Annotated in this window: 21 protein-coding genes; 6 read left to right on the plus strand and 15 right to left on the minus strand. The window is 64.1% G+C overall.

Translation table 11 applies throughout. The features are described from left to right. Positions 1 to 123 precede the first annotated feature (123 nt). From NG900_RS11780 to NG900_RS11795, 4 genes are read left to right on the plus strand one after another with little or no spacing between them, the layout of a single operon-like run. Positions 124 to 594 (plus strand): hypothetical protein, encoded by a 471-nt coding sequence (locus NG900_RS11780; RefSeq protein ID WP_252680371.1) that lies wholly within the window; start codon positions 124 to 126, stop codon positions 592 to 594. Positions 595 to 617: 23 nt separating this feature from the next. Continuing rightward, a complete protein-coding gene (locus NG900_RS11785; protein WP_252680373.1) occupies positions 618 to 1082 on the plus strand; it encodes a CBS domain-containing protein in 465 nt (154 codons plus the stop codon). A gap of 34 nt (positions 1083 to 1116) precedes the next feature. Beyond that, on the plus strand, positions 1117 to 1800 hold the full coding sequence (locus NG900_RS11790; RefSeq protein ID WP_252680375.1) for a dienelactone hydrolase family protein: 684 nt from the start codon (positions 1117 to 1119) through the stop codon (positions 1798 to 1800). A 4-nt stretch (positions 1801 to 1804) separates the two neighbouring features. Continuing rightward, positions 1805 to 2455: a phosphoribosyltransferase gene (locus NG900_RS11795; RefSeq protein ID WP_252680378.1), complete on the plus strand. Its 651-nt coding sequence runs from the start codon at positions 1805 to 1807 to the stop codon at positions 2453 to 2455. A 33-nt stretch (positions 2456 to 2488) separates the two neighbouring features. Here NG900_RS11795 and mgtA read toward each other — a convergent pair whose 3' ends face one another. The 9 genes from mgtA to NG900_RS11840 all read right to left on the minus strand — a co-directional run bounded on the left by mgtA (position 2489) and on the right by NG900_RS11840 (position 14318). Then, positions 2489 to 5116, minus strand: a complete 2628-nt coding sequence (mgtA, locus tag NG900_RS11800) for a magnesium-translocating P-type ATPase (RefSeq protein ID WP_252680380.1) — start codon at positions 5114 to 5116, stop codon at positions 2489 to 2491. 2 nt (positions 5117 to 5118) lie between these two features. Next, the gene (locus NG900_RS11805) at positions 5119 to 6303 is read right to left on the minus strand and encodes an acetate/propionate family kinase (RefSeq protein WP_252680382.1); all 1185 of its coding nucleotides are present in this window, start codon (positions 6301 to 6303) and stop codon (positions 5119 to 5121) included. Further along, complete coding sequence (locus NG900_RS11810) at positions 6300 to 7724, minus strand: bifunctional enoyl-CoA hydratase/phosphate acetyltransferase (protein WP_252680384.1); 1425 nt, start codon at positions 7722 to 7724, stop codon at positions 6300 to 6302. The genes NG900_RS11805 and NG900_RS11810 overlap by 4 nt, the downstream gene beginning before the upstream one ends. A gap of 52 nt (positions 7725 to 7776) precedes the next feature. After that, the gene (locus NG900_RS11815) at positions 7777 to 9240 is read right to left on the minus strand and encodes an efflux transporter outer membrane subunit (RefSeq protein WP_252680386.1); all 1464 of its coding nucleotides are present in this window, start codon (positions 9238 to 9240) and stop codon (positions 7777 to 7779) included. Further along, a complete protein-coding gene (locus tag NG900_RS11820; protein WP_252680388.1) occupies positions 9237 to 10322 on the minus strand; it encodes an HlyD family secretion protein in 1086 nt (361 codons plus the stop codon). Before NG900_RS11820 ends, NG900_RS11815 begins: the two co-directional genes overlap by 4 nt. Continuing rightward, complete coding sequence (locus NG900_RS11825; protein ID WP_420804145.1) at positions 10319 to 11017, minus strand: ABC transporter ATP-binding protein; 699 nt, start codon at positions 11015 to 11017, stop codon at positions 10319 to 10321. Before NG900_RS11825 ends, NG900_RS11820 begins: the two co-directional genes overlap by 4 nt. 2 nt (positions 11018 to 11019) lie before the next feature. Beyond that, positions 11020 to 12156, minus strand: a complete 1137-nt coding sequence (locus NG900_RS11830; RefSeq protein WP_252680390.1) for an ABC transporter permease — start codon at positions 12154 to 12156, stop codon at positions 11020 to 11022. Between the two features lie 144 nt (positions 12157 to 12300). Beyond that, positions 12301 to 12948 (minus strand): response regulator, encoded by a 648-nt coding sequence (locus NG900_RS11835; protein WP_252680392.1) that lies wholly within the window; start codon positions 12946 to 12948, stop codon positions 12301 to 12303. Further along, positions 12945 to 14318, minus strand: a complete 1374-nt coding sequence (locus NG900_RS11840) for a PAS domain-containing sensor histidine kinase (protein WP_252680394.1) — start codon at positions 14316 to 14318, stop codon at positions 12945 to 12947. The genes NG900_RS11835 and NG900_RS11840 overlap by 4 nt, the downstream gene beginning before the upstream one ends. Before the next feature lie 264 nt (positions 14319 to 14582). Here NG900_RS11840 and NG900_RS11845 point away from each other — a divergent pair, with 264 nt between their 5' ends. After that, positions 14583 to 15383, plus strand: coding sequence for a helix-turn-helix domain-containing protein (locus tag NG900_RS11845; RefSeq protein ID WP_252680396.1), 801 nt, complete (start codon positions 14583 to 14585; stop codon positions 15381 to 15383). Between the two features lie 86 nt (positions 15384 to 15469). Here NG900_RS11845 and NG900_RS11850 read toward each other — a convergent pair whose 3' ends face one another. Genes NG900_RS11850 through NG900_RS11875 form a run of 6 tightly spaced genes read right to left on the minus strand, consistent with a single transcriptional unit; the run spans position 15470 to position 19217 of the window. Further along, entirely contained in the window at positions 15470 to 16117 is a 648-nt protein-coding gene (locus NG900_RS11850) for a BON domain-containing protein (protein WP_252680398.1), read from the minus strand. Positions 16118 to 16147: 30 nt separating this feature from the next. Then, entirely contained in the window at positions 16148 to 16510 is a 363-nt protein-coding gene (locus NG900_RS11855; protein ID WP_252680400.1) for a TraR/DksA family transcriptional regulator, read from the minus strand. Between the two features lie 46 nt (positions 16511 to 16556). Then, positions 16557 to 17087 (minus strand): flavodoxin family protein, encoded by a 531-nt coding sequence (locus NG900_RS11860; RefSeq protein ID WP_252680402.1) that lies wholly within the window; start codon positions 17085 to 17087, stop codon positions 16557 to 16559. A 45-nt stretch (positions 17088 to 17132) separates the two neighbouring features. After that, entirely contained in the window at positions 17133 to 17786 is a 654-nt protein-coding gene (locus NG900_RS11865; RefSeq protein WP_252680404.1) for a BON domain-containing protein, read from the minus strand. Positions 17787 to 17837: 51 nt separating this feature from the next. After that, positions 17838 to 18677, minus strand: coding sequence for a universal stress protein (locus NG900_RS11870; RefSeq protein ID WP_252680406.1), 840 nt, complete (start codon positions 18675 to 18677; stop codon positions 17838 to 17840). Positions 18678 to 18716: 39 nt separating this feature from the next. Continuing rightward, positions 18717 to 19217, minus strand: coding sequence for a universal stress protein (locus NG900_RS11875; protein WP_252680408.1), 501 nt, complete (start codon positions 19215 to 19217; stop codon positions 18717 to 18719). Between the two features lie 288 nt (positions 19218 to 19505). Here NG900_RS11875 and NG900_RS11885 point away from each other — a divergent pair, with 288 nt between their 5' ends. Further along, positions 19506 to 19973: a CBS domain-containing protein gene (locus NG900_RS11885; RefSeq protein ID WP_289813764.1), complete on the plus strand. Its 468-nt coding sequence runs from the start codon at positions 19506 to 19508 to the stop codon at positions 19971 to 19973. Positions 19974 to 20003: the final 30 nt, after the last annotated feature.

Consider the following 20003-nt stretch of genomic DNA (forward strand, 5'->3'; position numbering starts at 1 on the left):
TGCGCCATATCAACGCACGCCAGCACAGAATGCCTACGCTGCATACGGATGCCCCTTTGTGGCGGGCCCACTCCCCTGCCTGCCAAGCCCCTACCGGAGACCGCAATGCAACAACCTTCAGACATGGCCTGCAACCTGGCATGCGCTGCCCTGCGCGATATGAGCCGTACCGCCAGTTTCATGCTCGACGCGCAGATTGAACTGTCCCGTTTTCGCCTCAAGCTGGCCGAGGCCGCGCTCGAAGATGTGCGCGAGATGGAACACGAACTCAGCGGCACGCATGACTGGTCGTCGCTGGCCACGGCCCAAAGCCTGTTCATGAAAATGCAATCGACCCACAGCGCCGCAGCGGTGAAGACATGGGCCGATTTCATCAACAATCTACAGGCAGCCTATTTGCGTCAACTCACGGAATGGAGCGAACAGATGCAGCGGCCGCAGGGGCAAACCTCGTCCTCGCAACTGTTTGCCGCTTCCGCCGATTCACTGCGCGCCTTCTTCGACAGTTTCAACGTCATGGGGCTGCCGAATTCCGAAGCCAAGCGTACGACACCCTCACGCCCGGCCGCATCCAATGTTGCGCACGCCGCCTGACCAGCGCACCCCAGGAGCCCATCATGCGAGTTCAGGACGTCTATTCACACAATGCGGTCCACATTCCGCTCTCCTGCACGCTGCAAGAGGCGGCACAGCAGATGCGCCAGAAGCATGTCGGCGCGCTGGTGGTCACAGAAAACACCCCTTCTGGCCCTCATGCGATCGGTGTGGTGACAGACCGCGACATGGTGCTCGACGCGGTTGCCGTTGGCATTGACCCATCCCAGACCTGCGTGGCCGATGTGATGAGCCGGGGCATCCTGAATGTACCGATCGAGGCGAGCCTGAGCGATGCGTTGCAGGAAATGCTCTCGGGCGGCGTCCGGCGCGTGGGGGTGACGTCCGACGGTGCGCTGGTGGGTGTCCTGTCTCTGGACGACGTGCTCAGCGCCATGGCCACCGAATGGAGCCTGATCGCCCGCCTGGTGCACAACGAACGCGAGCGCGAAACGACCGGCAGCGTCCAACCGCCGCTGAGCGTCTGAACCGGCGGTCGCCCTCTTTCAGGAGATCTTCGTCATGCATGCCGAGCCGCTCTCTCTGAGCATGGACATCGTGGCGGACGACGCCGTGCTGGAAGGCAACCTGAACTGCCCCGCCAACGCATTCGGCCTCGTGATCTTTGCGCACGGCAGCGGCAGCTCGCGGCTCAGCCCACGCAACCGGTATGTTGCCGATCAACTCAACGCTGCCGGACTGGGCACGCTGCTGTTCGATCTATTGAGTGACGATGAAGCCGCGCACGCCTCATGCCGCTTCGATATCGAGCTACTGGCGCAACGCCTGCGCACGGCAACCCGCGCGGTGGGCAACATTGCGCGCGAACGCAAGCTGCGGCTCGGATATTTCGGCGCCAGCACGGGGGCTGCGGCCGCGATCCTGGCGGCGGCCGACTCCGATGACGCCTGCCCGATCGAAGCGGTGGTCAGCCGCGGCGGCCGGCCGGATCTTGCCGGGCAACATGCACTGAGCAAGCTTGCCTGCCCGACCCTGCTGATCGTCGGCGCGGTCGACCTGGACGTGCTGGGGCTCAACCGCCAAGCCCTGACCCAGATGCAATGTGAAAAGGCCCTGGAGACAGTGCCACACGCAACCCACCTTTTCGAAGAAGCCGGTGCGCTCGAACAGGTAGCTGAGCTGGCGCGCGCATGGTTTGTCCGCCATCTGAGGGCAACCGCCCAACCCCATCAACACACGAGGTAGCGCCGTGCGATTCAAAGATCGATTGGATGCAGCGCGCCAGCTGGCGCTCGCGCTGGACAAATACAGGGGCACGCACCCGCTGGTGCTGGCCATTCCACGCGGTGCGGTTCCCATGGGCGCACTCATCGCCACCGCACTCGACGGCCAGCTTGATGTGACGCTGGTCCGCAAGCTCGGTGCGCCATTCAACCGCGAGTTGGCAGTCGGCTCCGTGGACGAGAGCGGCTGGAGCTACATCGCGCCGTATGCCGGCCGCGTTGGCGCGGATACGACATACCTCGAGCAGGAAACGGCCGAGCAGATGGACGTCATCCGCCGTCGCCGGGCGCTCTATACCCCCAACCGGGGCCCCTATGATGTGCAGGGACGCATCGTGATCGTCGTCGACGATGGACTGGCGACCGGCGCCACCATGAAGGCGGCACTCCACGCTGTACGTCAGCGCCATCCGCAACGGCTCATCTGCGCGGTTCCTGTGGCATCGCCAGACAGCCTGGACGACATTCGACCGCTGGCCGACGAGATCGTCTGCCTCTACGCACCGCCAGGTTTCCGCGCGGTCGGCATGTACTACGCCGACTTTCCTCAGGTGGAGGATGCCGAGGTCCGGGGCGCGCTCGGCACAGCACCGTACGACGAACGCCAGGCTGGATGATCGCTGCACTTCGCTAGCGAGCCGCACCCGGGCTCAGTCCAGGCCATACCTGCGCACGTACCAGGCCTTCATCGCATAGGCAGCCAAGCCATAGGCCAACACGATTGCCGCCAGGCAGGGCCAGTACGAGACCGGCAGCGGCACAAAGCCGAACAGGGCTCCGACGGGCGTCAGCGGCATTGCCACACCCACACAGGCAATGGCAACGCTGGTCAGCACCAGTGGCGTACTTGCGCGGCTTTGCACAAACGGCACCTTGCCCGTACGGATGATGTGGATGATGAGCGTTTGCGTGAGCAGAGATTCAACAAACCATCCCGACTGAAAGAGCGGCGGACTGCTCCACGCATGGAAGACGCCAAGCAGCAGCGCGTAGGTCGCAAAGTCAAATACCGAACTGACGGGCCCCATGTACAGCATGAACTTCAGGATGTTGCCGATCTCCCATCGGCGCGGCTTGACGAGGTAGTCCTCATCCACGTTGTCGGTTGGGATGGCGGTCTGCGAGAAGTCGTACAGCAGGTTGTTGAGCAGCACCTGAACCGGTGCCATCGGCAGGAACGGCAGGAACAGGCTGGCGCCCAGCACGCTGAACATATTTCCGAAGTTTGAACTGGCGCCCATCTTGATGTACTTGACGATATTGCCGAACACCTTGCGCCCTTCCGTGACGCCCTCGCCCAGCACCGCCAGGCTTTTTTCCAGCAGGATGATGTCAGCGGACTCCTTGGCAATATCGACCGCGCTATCCACGGAGATGCCGACATCCGCGGCCTTGAGCGCAGGCCCGTCATTGATACCGTCACCCATGAAGCCGACGACATGGCCTCTGCGATGCAGCGCCTCGACAATGGCCGCCTTCTGCGCGGGTGACACCTTGGCGAAGACCGATGCACGTTCGGCAATGTCGGCCACTTGCTCGGGCGACATGGCGGCCAGCTCAGTGCCGAGCACCACCGGCTCGACGGCCAGCCCGACCTCGCGGCAGATCTTGCGCGCAACAATGGCGTTGTCACCCGTGAGGATCTTGACCGCCACACCGGCTTCCTTCAACGCGGCAAGGGCCGCTGCTGCTGTCTCACGCGGCGGGTCGAGAAAAGCGATGTAACCCAGCAATGTCAGCCCGGACTCGTCTGCCACTGCGTACTCGTTCTGCTGGGGCGGTAGCTCCTTGTATGCGACTGCCACGGCACGAAAGCCATCGGCGTTCAGGTTCTCGGCGAGTTGCCGCGTTTGTTCGAGGTGACTGGTTTCAAGCGGGCCAGCCTCGTCACCGCTGACGTAGCGCGTACTGACGGCCAGCACCTCCTCCACCGCGCCCTTGCAGATCAGCACGTGTGTGCCGTCGTCCCGCGCCAGTACCACCGACATGCGCCGGCGTTCGAAATCGAACGGCAGCTCGTCCACCTTTCGGAAGCGCGCGTGCACATCCAGGCGTTGCTCCAGCTCCACATGCTTGAGCACAGCCACGTCCAGCAGGTTCTTCAGGCCAGACTGATAGAAACTGTTCAGAAACGCGTACTCCAGCACCTGGTCGGATTCTTCGCCGCGCAAATCCAGGTGATGCTTGAGGATGATGCGGTCTTGCGTGAGTGTGCCGGTCTTGTCCGTACACAGCACGTCCATCGCGCCGAAGTTCTGGATGGCATTGAGCCGCTTCACGATGACCTTCTTGCGCGACATCGCGATAGCGCCCTTGGCCAGGTTGACCGTGACGATCATCGGCAACATCTCGGGCGTGAGGCCAACGGCCACCGCCACCGCAAACAGCAGCGCCTCGAACCAGTTGCCCTTGGTCAGGCCATTGATGAGGAAGACGGTGGGCGCCATCACCAGGATCAACGTCAGCATCAGCCAGGTGAACCGGGTAATGCCCCGATCGAAGCTGGTCTGCACGCGTTGCGCTGCAATCAGGTTGGCCACGTGGCCGAAGGCGGTCCGCTGGCCGGTGGTCAGTACCACGCCCGTGGCGTAGCCGCTCACCACGGCGCTGCCCATGAAGCACAGGTTGGGCAGGTCGAAATCCGCGCTGGTGTGCTGGTTGCTCGGTTGCGCATGTCTTTCCTGCGGCATCGCCTCGCCGGTCAGCGCCGACTGATTGACGAAGACGTCCTTGGCGTCGAGCAGCCGCACGTCTGCGGGCACCATGTCGCCTGCGCTGAGCTGCACGATATCGCCCGGCACCAGTTGCTCGATGGGGATTTCACGGATGCCCTCGCCGCTATCCGCGCCCAGGCGCCGCACGGTGGCAGTCGTATGGACCATGCGACGCAGCGCCTCCGCCGCCCGGTTCGAGCGGTGCTCCTGCAGGAAACCCAGCACCACGCTCAACACCACCATGACGGCGATCAGCACGGCCGCCCGCACATCGCCCAACGCCGCTGAGACACCCGCCAGCGAGATGAGCAGCAGATTCAGCGGATTGGCCGAACGGCGCACCAGCTCAAGCAGTACGCCTTCATGATGACCATTGGCCACGCGGTTGAGCCCGCATTCGCGCAGGCGCTGTGACGCGGCTTCCTGCGTCAGCCCATGTGGCTGGGTCTGCAGCCGCGCCAGCACCTCATGCGCCGGCAGGCTCGCCCACATCGAGACGTCATCGGCGGACGTACGGGAGGGCAACACAGTGGGCAGTGTTTCCCAGCGTGGCTTGCCGCGCATCGTTAGGCTCCTCGTGTGCAGGCGAATGCGTGGCGGGCCGCCACCCATTCTTCATTGGTGGGCTCGACCACGACCCGCACGTGGCTCTGCGGCGCCGATACCACGGCCGCGTTTCCGGCGTTGGCTACAGGGTCCGCAATCACACCCAGATACGCCAGGGCGGCCATCACGCGTTCGCGGATGACCGCGTTGTGCTCCCCGATGCCCGCGGTGAAGACCAGCATGTCCAACCCGCCCAGCACGGCAACGAGTGCGCCGATCTCGCGCACGATGCGCCGCACATAAAGCGCCAGCGCCAACGCGCACCGCGCATCGTTCGGTTCCCGCGGCAGCAGCACACGCGGGTCCGCTGATACGCCGGACACCCCAAGCAAGCCCGACGCGTGATACAGCAGATGGCCGACCTGTTCGAGCGAGAGCGCCTCGACCTCCATCAGATGTAGCACAACGCCAGGGTCGATGGCGCCGCAGCGCGTGCCCATCATCAACCCATCGAGCGCGGAGAAGCCCATCGTGGTGGCCACACTGGCCAGGTCTTGCATGGCACAGAGGCTCGCGCCGCTCCCCAGATGGGCAACGATCGTGCGGCCCTTGGCCCGATCGCCATGCCGGATCGGCAGCGCATACGTCATGTACTCGTACGACAGGCCGTGAAAGCCATAGCGCCGCATGCCGCGCTCGAACAGTGCGTAGGGCAGCGGAAGCACCTGCTCTACCGTCGGGACCGTGTGATGGAATGACGTATCAAAGCACGCCACCTGCGGCACGTCGGGGTGCTCTTCCAGAAAGGTGCCGATCGCCTCCAGCGCGAATGGCTGATGCAACGGTGCAAGCGGTATGTAGCTTTGCAACTCGGCCAGCACCGCCAGCGTCACCCGCACGGGCATCACGTATTTGCTGCCGCCATGAACCACGCGATGCGCGACGGCCATCAGGTGCCGCCCGTCAAGCTGCTCCCTGGCGCGTGTGCGAATCTCAAGCAGCGCCGCGTGATACGGCTGTGCTACGTCCAACGCTACGGTGGACGGCGTGGCGTCCCCTTCCCTGACGGTGGCGCGGCCACTGCCGATCGCCTGAATCTCGCCTCGCCAGAGGGCGTCATGGCGTGCGGTAAGCAAGTCCACATCAAACAGGGCGAACTTGATGCTCGACGAACCGCAGTTGAGTACCAGAATGCATGCGCTCATGGCGGCACCATCCGATAGCGATGCGCCAGCAGGACAGCCACTGCACACGATGCGAGTCGCGAGGCGCGCAGGTCGGCACGGCTCGTGAGCACGATGGGCACGCGCGCACCCAGCACAATCCCGGCACTGATGGCGCCGCCCAGGTATTCGAGCTGCTTGGCCAGCATGTTGCCGCTCTCAAGGTCCGGCACCACGAGGATATCGGCCTGCCCGGCCACTGGCGAGACGATGCCCTTGATACGCGCAGCCGCGGCCGACACTGCGTTGTCAAATGCCAATGGCCCATCCAGCACCGCCCCCGTGATCTGGCCGCGATCCGCCATCTTGCACAGTGCCGCGGCATCCAGCGTGGCGACCATGCGCGGGTTGATGGTCTCCACCGCCGCCAGGATCGCAACATGCGGGCGCGCCACGCCGATGGTGTGCGCCAGATCGATCGCATTGCGCACGATATCGGCCTTGTCATCCAACGTCGGGGCGATGTTGACAGCGGCGTCGGTCAGGATGAACGGGCGCGGATACGCCGGCGTCTGCATGAGGAAGCAATGGCTGACCCGGCGCTTGGTACGCAGCCCTGCCTCAGCGCGCACCACAGCCGACATCAACTCATCCGTATGCAGGCTGCCCTTCATCAACGCTTCGACTTCGCCTTGCGCGGCAAGCTCTGCGGCACGCGCCGCTGCGGCGTGGCTGTGCGGAACGTCGTCGATCTCCACGCCTGCCAGCGTCAGCCCGGCCTCTGCCGCAACGGCTTCCAGCCGCGCGCGCGGGGCGACCAGACGCGGCACGATCAGGCCATCAGCACGCGCATCCAGCGCCGCCGACAGGCTCAGCGCGTCACACGGATGCACGACTGCCGTGCGGACGGCACCCAAGCTGCGCGCATGCGCAAGCAAGCGCTGAAGACCCGCATCGCTGTCGCGCAGATCCGGTAGCGCATTGCGTGGCACTTCGACGTGCCCGGTGGGCGCGATCACATCTGCCTCACCGCTGATGGCGATGGCGCCGTCCGCATTGACGCAACGGCACGCCAGCGTGAGCCGATGTTGAGCCACATTCCGATTCACCACGGTCACGGACACTGTCAACGTGTCGCCCACACGCACAGGCGCCAGAAACTGCAGGGTCTGGCTAACATGCGTGACGCCAGGCCCCGGCAGCCGCTGGCCGAGCAACGCCCCAATCAGCGCGCCGCCCAGCATGCCCGGCACAGCGGCGTGCGCCTCGGCAATGCCGTGCCCTGAGGCCGCCAGTGGCGGGCCTTCCGTCTGCCCGGTCAGCATGGCGAACAGCTGAACGTCTTCCGCCGTGAGCGTGCGCTCCATGCTGGCCGTGTCACCGACGGCAATGTCCTTGAAGACGCGATTCCCGATAACGCTGAGTTCATCAGCCGCCGGTAGCGGCATATTCTCGATGCTCATGGTCTGTCCTTGCGCGGAGGGAGGCGGACGACGTGTCGCCAGACAGCCGCAATCACGGCGCGTGCGCTGCTACGGGCGCTTCAAGACTGGCGCCACGCCAGCCGCCGCCCAGAGCGAGAAACAGCGCAACCGTGTCCTGCAGCCGCTGTGCACGCACCTGCAGCGTGCCAAGCACGGCTTGTTGGTACTGGAGATCGGCACTCAACACCTGAAGATAGCTGGCGACCCCCGCACGATAGTCGGCGTTGATTTCCTCCACTGCGGCGCTTGCCGCTGACTGTGCGCGCAGCTGCGCATCGAGCTGGGCTGCATCGTGTGCCAGCGCGCGCAACACATCCGCCACCTGCTCAAACGACGCGAGCACCACTTGCCGATAGTTGGCATCTGCCGCCTGCAGCGCCTGCTTGGATGCCGCACGGCGGAAATACAGCGTACCGCCCTCAAACAGCGGCGCGACAAGGTTCGCGCCCAGGCTCCAGGCACCAGCCTGCGCACCGAACAGGTCGGCGCTGCGGGCACTCATGCGGGCATAGTCTGCGCTGAGGGTCAGAGCTGGCAGCATCGCCGCCGTCGCAACCCCCACCTCGGCGCTGGCCTGATGCAGGCGCGCTTGCGCGGCAAGAACGTCCGGGCGCTGACGCACCAGTTCAGAGGGCACCAGCGTGGGCAGGTCCACCGGCAGTTGCAACCCGCTGAGCGCGACGTCTGCGGCATCGGCCTCAGAAGGGAATCGGCCGGTCAATACGGCTTCCAGATGCGCCGCTTGGTCTCGCTTTTGCTCAAGCGGCGGCAAAGACGCTTCCAACGACGCCAACTGCGCCGCGAGACTCAACTCGCTGGCGTGTGCCATGACGCCCGCTTCGACCTGCGCGTGTGCGATCTCAACCTGTTCTCGCACCACGGTAATCAGACTACGCGTGGTGTCGATCTGCGCCCCATAGGCCGCGCGGGCGATCACGGCGTTCACCAGATTGCCGGTGAGTGAGAGATAAGCAGCGGCGACCGCGTATCGCTGTCCTTCGGTTTGAGCCGCCAGTGCTTCCACGGCCCGCCGATTGCCACCGAAAACATCGACGGCGTAGCTGACGGATGCCCCCAATGTCCACAGCGTAAAGAGGCTCGACGCGCCAGTCTGCCCAAGCTTGGCCGGCACCGCCGCCTGGCGTGACACATCGGCCGACCCGGCCACCTGCGGATAGAACACACCTGCGCCGGCGCGCAACAAGTCTTGCGCGGCGCGCAGATTGGCGTGGGCCTGCTCCAGGGTCGGGTTGGACGCGACGGCCGTTTCCATGGCCTTGTCCAGCGCCGGACTGCCGAAGGCGCGCCACCAGTCTGCCGGCACCGTTGCAGCAATAAAACGCTGCGCAACGCCGTCGGCGGAGGTGGTTTGCTCGGGATTGCCATCACGCAGGTAACGATCGACGCCTGGCGCAGGCGGCGCGTGGAAATCCGGCCCGACCGCACAGCCTGCAGCCGTCAGCGCCGCGGCTGTCGCCCACACAGCGGCTTTCACGATGCCCCCTGCAGATACACATCGACCAGTTGCCCCGGGTAGATTGCAAGTTTGTCCGGCTGTTTGAACCGAAAGAGCAGCGGCAGCACGCGCACATCCACGCGCTCCGAGCGCTGATCGGACAACTGCACCTTGGGCGACACATACGGCTGTACGCGCACGAATTCCAGCGGCACGCTGACATCGGTACCGCGCAGGAACATGCGTGCCTGTACCGCGCCCGGCGGCAGTCGGTGCACCAGAATCTCGTCCACGTACACGCGCACCGCCAGTCGGCTTTGACCGGAGCCCATGATGACCAGTGGCACATTGGCCCGCGTGTAGGCGTCATAGGTGCCCTGCGGTGACACATAGGCGCCCGCTGCCGTATTGACGGACATGACCGTGCCATCCACAGGCGCGCGCACCACATACTTTTCAAGCAGCGCCGCAGCCGCTGCTGCGCCCTTCTGCAAGGCATCGCGCTGCTTCTGCAGCGTACGGATGTCATAGCTCCACGCCCCGGCACGCGTCAGATCGTATTGACGCTGGACAACCGCAAGATTGCCCTGAGCCACGCGCACCGCATTGGCGGCGTTGTCCATGGCATCGCGGCTGACTGCCTTGGGATTCAGCCGGGTGGCTGCTTCAAGCTTGTCCAACTGGTCCCGCACGGTGCGCAGGCCGGCATCTGCAGCGCTCACCTGGGCACGGGTGACATCCAGCGTTTCCTTGCGTGGCTGGGCGAGCAGCGCATTCAACTGGGCATCCACGGCATCTGCTTGTGACTGCTGCTGCGCAGTCAGCGCGCGTTGCACGGAATCTTCAATCTGGATCAACACATCACCGCGCTTGACCGCCTGTCCCTCTTGCACGGCAATACGCGCCACGGTGCCCGACACCTCGGAATACAGGTTCAGGTTGGCGCCGCTGGGCTGGTCGCTTTCGACAATCCCATTGGCGTAGATGCCTGTTGCGTAGGGGTTGGCCGCAGGTTGGAAGACTGGCGGCAGCGGTGGCCTCTGCCGCGCGTAGTAGATGGCCGCCCCGATCCCTGCCAACGCGCCGATCACCGAGAGCACAAACAACCATCGGATCTTCACCGCATCTCTCCGTGTTCAATACGGCTCAGCTTGCCGTCTTCCATGTCGAGGATGCGGCTGGCCATGTCGAGGATGCGCGCGTCGTGCGTCACGATCACGATGCAGCGGTGCGCGTTCAGGATCTCGGTCTTCACGAACTGCATGATGGAACGACCGGTATCGCCATCCAGCGATGCCGTGGGTTCATCCAGGATCAGGATGTCCGGCTGCGTGACAATGGCGCGCGCAATGGCTACGCGCTGCTGTTCACCACCGCTGAGCTTGACCGGCGGTAACTGTGCACGGTTCTTCAGGCCGACCACATCGAGGTAATGCATGGCCTGGTCGAGTGCGGCGTCCCAGGCGACATGCCTCAGGATCAGCGGGATGGCGACGTTCTCGAGCGTGGTGAGACGCGGGAACAGGTGGTAGTCCTGAAACACGAAGCCGATCTTGCCGAGGCGGAAATCGGCCAGCGCGTCGGCATCCAGGCTCCAGATATCGACCCCGTCCACCACAGCTCGGCCGCCGTCGGGGCGCAGGATGCCGGAGATCACGCTCAGCAGCGTGGTCTTGCCGCTGCCCGAGGGGCCGACGACGAAGAGCATCTCGTTGAAATAGGCCTCGAAACTGACCTGCATGAGCGCACGGGTGCGTGCCTCGCCCTCGCCGAACCATTTGTCGAGTGCCTGTGCGGCGATGGCGACGTTGGCCACGATCAGCCCCGGAAGATGTCGAAGGGCTCAATGCGCAGCACCTTGCGCACGCCGATATAGCCCGAGATGCCGGCAATCACGATCACCATGGCCAGCGCCAGCGTCAGATTGGCGAACGTGATCATGGCCGCGTAGTCCGGAATGCGCAGCCGCACCACTGCAATGGACAGCGCGCATAGTCCGATCCCCAGCCCGTAGCCCACCAATGCGACGAACGTGGCCTGGAAGACGATCATCGTCACCAGCTCGCGCCCCTTGGCCCCAATGGCCTTGAGCGCGCCAAAGCGCTCCAGGTTTTCCAGGATGAACGTGTAGAAGGTCTGCCCCGATATCGACAGCCCCACTACGAAACTGATCACGGTCATCAGCAGGATGTTGGTGCCAAGCCCCGTCTGGTACGTATAGAAGTGCGAGATGCGTGCGATGAACTCCTCTTTTGTCAGGGCGCGATAGCCGAGCTTGTCTACCGCACGTTCGATCGCAGCAATGTCGGCATCACCCTTGGGTTCGATCAGGATGTACGACATGGTGTAGCGCGTGCTGGGCAGGTACTGCACGGCCCGACGGTACGTGGTGTAGAGGGTGGGAATGCCAAACAGCCCGCTGGTGGTGACCTCCCCAATGCCGACGATCACCCCGCGATGGTCGTTGACTTCGAACTCTGTGCCGATGTGTGGATGTTCCAGTTTTCCGAACTCGGCATCCTGAATGACGATGAAGGCGTTCTCACCGTACAGGTCCTGAATACGGCCGTTGAGCATGTGGGGGCGGCCGAACAGGCTGGTGTCATCAATACCGACGACGGTGACGGGCTGATAAGTACCGCTGTTCAGGCGCACAAGCGCACCGCCCGAATACAGCGGTACGGCAAACTTCACGCCGTCAATGCTGCGTACCGCATCGAGCACGTAGTCCGGCATGCCGATCGTATTGGCCACGGTGTTGACTGCCGGGTCCATGACCCACATGCGTGCGCCGATGTTGTACACGGCAGACGAAGACCGATTGAGCACGCCAGCAAACAGCGACGTCATCTCGATCATCAGAAACACTGCGAACGTAATACCGACCAGCAAGCCGCTCAACTTGGCCCTGTCGTTGACCAACAGCTTGTAGGCGAGTTTGAGAATGGCTTGCACATGACCCCCAAGGTCATGCACGGCAGACCGAGCGAGTCCCCCCGGCGATATCGGCCCGCCGATGCATGTGCATCAACGATAGCGATTCAAGGGTGCAGGCCTTTGATGTGCCGCAAGGCCAGGCCGAGTCTTGCGGCGAGGGGGTTACAGCGTATCGTCGTCGGAAAACAAACGATGCCGTATCGCGTAGCGCACAAGGGCGGCTTCGCTGGAGAGCTGCAGCTTGTCCATCAGGCGCATCTTGTAGGTGCTGATGGTCTTGGCGCTCACGCACAGGCTGGTGGCGATTTCGGTCAGCGGCTCGCCCCGCACCAGCCGGCGGTAGACCTCCATCTCGCGATCGGACAACCGTGTGTGCGCCGCCTCTTCGCTCGGTTCGCCCAGGCTGTGCGCGAGTTTCTCCGCCATGGGCGGGCTGACATAGGTGCCGCCGAGCGCCACCTTCTGTAGCGCGGTGACGAGTTCGGTGGCGGCGCTCTCCTTGGTCAGGTAACCCGCCGCGCCTGCGCGAAAGGCGCGCGCCACGTACTGCTCTTCGGCATGCATGGTCAGTACCAGCACACGCACCCTGGGGTGATCGTCATGCAACTGACGCAGCAACTCCAGCCCACTGCGCCCCGGCATCGACAGATCGAGCACGATCACCTGCGGTTGATGGTCGCGCACCAGTTGCAGGACCTGCGTACCGTCCGAGGCTTCGCACGCGACTTCGAAATCCCCGGCGCGCTCCAGAATATGACGCACGCCATCGCGCATCACAGCGTGATCGTCGGCGATCATCACGCGAATCATGTCCGGGCCTCCTCGGCGGCTTGGTGAACGGCAGGAAAGCGTACGCTCAGGCGGAAGCCGCCGGCTGGCGCGTGCGTAATCGTGGCCTGACCGCCCAGCAACCGGGCCCGCTCCCGGATGCCGAGCAACCCCAGCGGTTTGCGTTCGCCCGCCGCCGGAGGCGCCCCGCTCCAGCCGCGCCCGTTGTCTTGAATGGACAACTCCAGCATGTCGTCCTGTTGTGAAAACGCGATTTCCACCCTGGTGGCATCCGCATGGCGCACGACGTTGTTGAGCGCCTCCTGCACGATCCGGAAGACCGAGATGGCGGCGCGCTCCGGCATCGCCATTTCCTGCGCATGCACGTTGACGACCAGGCCGAAGCGCTGGCGGAAATTCTTGGCCATCCAATCGATGGACGGCACCAGGCCCAGCTCGTCGAGCAACGGCGGCCGAAGATCGGCCGAGATCTGCCGCACCGCTGCAATCGTTTCGTCGATCACATGTTGCATCGCCTGAGTCTGGTCGATCAACGCCTTGTCGCCGCTCCCGGCACGCAGATCCGCCGCCAGCAGCGAAATATCCATCTTCAGCGCGCTCAGACGCTGGCCCAGATCGTCGTGCAGTTCGCGGGCGATGCGGTGCCGCTCTTCTTCCCGCGTGGCCAGAATGCTGTCCGACAGATGCTGCAGCTCCTCCTGCGATCGCCGCAGCGCCGCTTCCGCGCGGACACGCTCCGTGGTATCGCGCAGCATCACCGTGAAGAGCTTGCCGCCGTTCACTTCGATCTGCGAGATCGACGCCTCGATCGGAAACTCCCGCCCGTCCGTATGCAACGCAAACAGCGGCCGCTGCTTGCCCATCTGGCGCTCCGATACGCCCGTCACCCCAAAGCGCCGCACGTGCGCTTCGTGCGCACCGCGAAACCGCTCGGGTATGAAGTCTGACAGCGGCCGACCGATGGCATGCCGTGCCGGACACCCGAACAGCGTTTCCGCCATGGGATTGAAGAGCACGATGCGCTGCGCATCGTCGACGGAAATGATGGCCTCCATGGATGACCGGATGATGCCGGCCAGCCGGGCTTCGCTCTTCTCAAGATAAGTCAGATCGCGCGCCACTGCGGCGCGCAGCTTCCGAAGTCGTAGCCAATAGAACACCAGCGCCACGATCGCGACGATGCTTGCCGAGGCCAGCAAAATAAACGGGGCATCCCTGGCCTGTAGTGCCAGAGCTAACCGCGTGACCGACGCGACCAGCAGCAAGATGGCCAGCCCCCCAACCACCAGTTCGGCTGAGGTGGACTGCAGCTGCAACAGGCGCCTGTGCGTTGCCTTCGAGGATTGGGTGTCTTGCTCCGCCACGAACACCGCCAAAAGGTCGGGATGCAACCAACATAGCCCATTCCTGGGGCGGGAGATACTAGCCGGGTGATTTAGACGCCCCCCGGAAAACCCTGCCACCGCTGTCAGGAAACCCTGACAACGGCACGGCACATCCCGACGTGCATCTCAGCGGCGCCTGATTTCGCGCAAACGCCGGGCCTCCGATACTGACCTTACGGACACCGGGCTTGATGGAGCGCAGTGACCGGATACACACCACCCCAACGAGGGTGTGGATCAGAAACCACAGACGCCTTCCGGAGCCGCCCCATGATTCCGCGCACGCTAGAGTCCCCCGCCCCCGTCGACACACCCCGCCCTGCAGCGCTGCCCCAGCTCAGGCTCGTCCGCGACGCAACACAGGCCCGCCCGGCAACGCCGTTGATGCCGAACAGCCAATGCGGCAACTGCATGATGCATTGGGCCTGTATCGCCGGCGCCGTGCCTTCCGCACAACGCGTTCAGCTGGACCAGATGGTTCACACCTGGCGCAAGATCGCCAAGGGCGAAGCCCTCTTCCGCGCGGGCGACAGCTTTCATGCGCTGTATGCCATCCGCTCGGGCTCGTTCAAGACTGTGGTGTCGCATCCCAATGGGGCAAGCCACGTCACCGGCTTCCAACTGGCCGGTGAAACGCTGGGGCTTGACGGCATTGCCGCCGACCAGCACACCTGCGATGCGATCGCCCTGGAAGACAGCACGGTCTGCTCCATGCCATTTCATTGCATTGAAGACCTGTGCCAGGACATCCGGCCGCTGCAGCACCGGCTGCATCAGTTGATGGCCGAAGAGATCGTGCGCGAGTCGGGGCTCATGCTCCTGCTCGCCGGGCTGACCGCGGAAGCGCGTGTCGCGACCTTCCTGCTGAATCTTTCCACACGCATGCAGGATCGCGGGTACTCCCCTTCCAGCTTCACGTTGCGCATGACCCGCGAAGAGATCGGCAGTTACCTTGGCATGCAACTGGAGACCGTCAGCCGTGCGCTGTCGAGGTTCCAGCGCGAAGGCTGGATCGTCGTGAGCGGCAAGAACATCGAGTTGACAGACAAGGCCGCGCTGATGGAGCTTTGATCGCCCCGCTTGCAGCAAACAAAGTGGACGCCGCCCCGCTCCTGGCGAGGGCGGCGTACTGGTGAATCGGAATTGGCTTTCCGGCCTTACGGCGCGATCTGGAGATGATCGATGACTTCCGTCACGCCGGGAGCTGACCATGCCGCGCCTTTGGCCGCACGCCGCTCCGACGCGGAATCGATACGACCGCTGAGCGTGACCGTCCCGCCCTGCACGGAGACCTGAATGTGGTCGGCCTCGCGCGCGGCATGCCGCTTGAGCGCCGCGCCGATTTGCTCAGCGATGTTGGCCGGTGCCACACGGGTTTTGATCCGCAGCCGGTTGATCAGCCCTGCGACACCGCGCAACGACCCCACGGCGTGGGCCGCCAGTTCGCTTTGGTACGGCCAATCCACCTCACCTGACAGCGTCACCCAGCCGTTCTCGACCAGCACCTCGATGCGGTTGGAGGGCACATTGGCATGCCATTCCAGCGCGGCACGGGCTGCCTGGGCAACGTCTGCGTCCGTGTGCGTGCCCGGCAAGATGACTTCGATTTTCTGGACGACACCGCGCACGCCAGCCACGCGTTCGGCCGCATGCTCGGCGGCTACCTTCTCCATATAGCTGTGCACGTGGCCGGTGAGCGTCACCACGCCGCGGTCCACCTCCACGCCAATCGCTGCGGCATCCACCGCAGGTTCCCAGAGCAGTTCGTCGCTGACGTCCTGCTTGATGCCCAGATCGCTTTTCATGTCTCACTCCTGCTGGATGTCATCGCCCGGCTATGCCCAGCGGCGCTCACGCGCTGTTTGACAGGGCAGACAGCACATGGCGGTCGGTTGGGCTTGCAGGCGCAAGAACGGAATCGCCTCGCCGCAATCGACACAGATACCGTAGTGGTGCTGCTGCATGCGCTCGCGCGCAGCGTGCAGCTGCTCAAGCTCGCTGCGGTAGCGCGCGAGCATGACGTCGTTGGTTCTCTCGCCCGCTTCCTCGTCAGCACGATCGGCGTCTTCGAACGGTGCTTCTCTCGGCACCGGGGCAATAGACGCACCCAGCGCAGACAGCTGGCGCTGCACGCGCGCCTCCTGCTCGTCGAGCAAGCTCCTCAGCCGGTTCCATTGCGCCTCGGTAAAGCGGCTCATATGCCGTCTCCTTCGATCGGTTCTGCGGACAACTACGTGCCCTGGCTCAGGCTTCGGTGGGCGACAGCCACGCCGGCCTGTGTCTCGATTGTTCCCACCGGCCAGCAGTCTTCACCTGGTCGATGAAGCCCGCCATCTCGTCTTGCGACAGGCCACTGAGCACATCGCGCTGGAACAGCGCCAGCACCGGCGCCGGAATGCTGGACGTGATGCGCATGATCTCTTCGACCGCATTGAATGCCCCGCGCGCGGCCATGACACAGATCACTGACAGGTGCCCCACCAGCGGCAGTTGGTCGGCCAGGAAGTCTCGCATGGGTGAGGCCAGATGCCCCATCCAGATCGGCGCAATCACGATCACGTGCTCGACTTCATCCAGCGGCGGACCTTCATAGTGATACTTGGCGCGCAGATGGAACACGGTTTCGATCACACAGCGCGCGTCGCCCCAGAAACCGGCGCGCGGGTGCTCATCCGACACCTCGGCGAGCTGCCATCCGCTTTGTGCCGCCATCTGCTCGGCGACTTGACGTGCCGTACCGGTGCGCGAGTAGTACACGATCAGTTTCTTTTCCATATTGAACTCCTGTGCGTTGGACCTTGTGAGATGTGCCTGCCGCCCCTACGGGCCCACCCACATCTGATCGACAACGGCGCGCACGCCCGGCGCATCCCATGCGGCCTCGCGCGCGGCGCGGCACTCATTGAGGTTGCGCAGCGGCCCATGCAGGGTGACCGTTCCATCCGAGACGGACACATTGATGCGCGAAGCATCGATCGCGGCCAGGCGCTGCAGTGCCTTGATGATGCGCACGCTCAAGTCGGCCGGCCCGGCAGCGTCGCGCAATGTCAGCGCATTCGCAACCGACTTGACGCCACGCACCCTGCGCACGGTGTCCAGCGCCGCGCGGCGTTGAAAGTCCTGATCGACTTCGCCGCGCAACGTCACGGCGCCGTCTTCGACAATGATCCGGATAGCATCCAGCGGCACCGATGGGTTCCAGTGCAGCGCGCTGCTGATAGCCTGTGCAATCTCGTCATCAGGGCGGCGCATGTCCGGGGGCAGATGCACGTCTACATGCAGCACCAGCGCGGTCACGCCGGCCACCCGCCGGATCGCCTCTTCCGCAGCGTGCTTGTCGGCAAACGTATCGGCGCTGCCGGAGAGTGTCACCACACCGTCCTTGGCCTGCACGGCAAAGCGGCTGGCATCGACCGCCGGATCCCATTGCAGCTCGTCTTCGACATCGCGCTTGAGCTGGATATCGTTCTTCATGGTGGTCTCCTGGAGCTCCGTCGGGGCCGAGTCTCGGTGAACTCAGTGAGCTCAGTGAGACATCAGCACCGGCACGGTCATCGTCTTCAGCAGGGTGCGCGTCACCCCGCCCAGCACGATTTCTCGCAGGCGGCTGTGTCCGTAGGCTCCCATCACGATCAAGTCGGCATTGAAATCGGCCGCGCGGGAGAGCAGCACCTCACCCACGGCGGCGTCGGAATCTGCACAGTCGGCTTCTTCCACCGTCGTATGTACGCCGCGCGCGTTCAGTGCCCGTGCAACCTGACCGACTGTCGTTTCCTCGGCCCAGTGCCTTGGCTGCGTACTGTTGATCTGCAGCACATGCACCGTCGCACCCGCCATCATGGGCATGGCATCGTGCAGCGCGCGGGCGGACTCGCGGCCGCCGCTCCAGGCCACCAGCACACGCCGCGGCAAGGCGGTGAAGTTACCCGCGTAAGGCACAACCAGCACGGGGCGGCCCGACTCCAGGACCAGCGTTTCCACAAAGTCGCCGGCGACAAAGCCATCGGCATCATCCGGATCCCGCTGCCCCACGACGAGCAGGTCGGCCTCCCGCGCCTCACGCAGCACGAGGGCCAGCGGGTCACCTTCCACGGCGCGCCACTCCGCATCCACCGACAGCCCCTCCATCGCGTCGCGAAAGCGCGCGTGCACGAGATCCCGAACCGTGTCGCGCCGGCCACGGTCTTCCTCCAGATAGCGCGCGGCGCCTTCCATCATGTAGAACCAGTTGGGGCTCGGCGCAAAACTCGCATAGATGCCGACAAGCTTGGCGTGGTGCGCCTGCGCGTACAGCGCGGCAAGTTTGAGGCGGTGCATGGCGCGCTCACTGCGGTCCAGATGCACCATTACGCTGGCGTAGCTCATGGTCGGATCCCGGTGTCGAGTCAGAAGGCAGGCTGGCGGCTAGGCAATGACGACATTGCTTAGCGGTTCCGTGGCGACGTCCGGTGTCTCGGTCGGCACAGCGCGAATCAGCAAGACAGGCAGCGTGCTCTGGCGCAGGACGCTCTCTGCCACGCTGCCAAGGAACAGGCGCTGGAAGCCGCGCCGGCCGTGCGTGCCCAGCACCAGCGCCTGCGCGCCAACGTCTTTTGCCGTGTGCTCGATGGCAAAGCCAATGTCGAAGGTTCCGATCGGGTCGTCCACCACCACCCCGCGGGCCTGCACGCCCGCCTTCTCGGCCTTGGCGCGTGCATCGGCAATGATCTGCTTGCCCTGCGCCATCAACGCTTCTGTAAAACCACGGATATCGATATAGCCAACGTCGTACTTCAGGTAGGCGTTGTCGATCACGTGGGCGATGACCAGTTCGGAGCCGAGCTTCTTTGCAAGCTGGATGGCCTCATCCAGCGCGCGATCCGCCGTGGGACTGCCGTCCACCGCGACCAGAATCCTGTCGTACATGATGTGCCTCCATCGAATCCGTCGTCTGCCCACAAGCGGGCTCGCTGGATTCCATGTTGGACCACCGGGCAGATCGCCCATTGATTTACATCAGCGTTTGACGCGCCAGACGCCATCGCAATGCCATTGATCTGCCTCAATGGCCAAAAGCCACTGCTCGATAGACTGGTCCGCTCTGCGCTGCCCGATCTCGTGCAGCGACGACAAGCTCACGGCACCTTGTGCGGGATCAACTTCTGACACCGGCCCGTTCTTATAGTGAAAAGCGTACGCGCACCGGAGTCCAGCATGAGGGTTAATGAAATTTGCTCCCACCGCATCGTCCACGTTCAGACAACGGCGAAGCTGCAAGACGCTGCCCGATTGATGCGGGATGAAAACGTTCGCGCATTGCTGGTCACGGAACGGACCGCTGGAGGCTCGCGGGTGGTGGGCATCGTGACCGACCGCGACATGGTGGTGCACGGCATCGCCAGCCGCGGCGATTGCACGCAGACCGCGGTGTCCCAGGTCATGACCCGTGGCCTGCTGACCATCCACGACGACGCCGTCATCAGCGAAGCGTTGCGCTCGATGCTCAGCCACGGTCTGCACCGTCTGGCGGTGGTCGATCGTCAGCAACGGCTGGTGGGCATGCTGAGCCTGGACGATGCCATCCGTGCAATGGGCGGCGAATGGACCTTGCTGGCCGGCATTCTCGGCCGCGACAACGTGACCGACTCCCGCCAGCATGCGCCGTCCGATCTGATTCTCTAATCCTTCAACCAAGCATTCTTCAGGAGCATT

Origin of the sequence: Ralstonia soli (assembly GCF_023955655.1) — a bacterium.
In the GTDB taxonomy this organism is placed as follows: domain Bacteria; phylum Pseudomonadota; class Gammaproteobacteria; order Burkholderiales; family Burkholderiaceae; genus Ralstonia; species Ralstonia soli.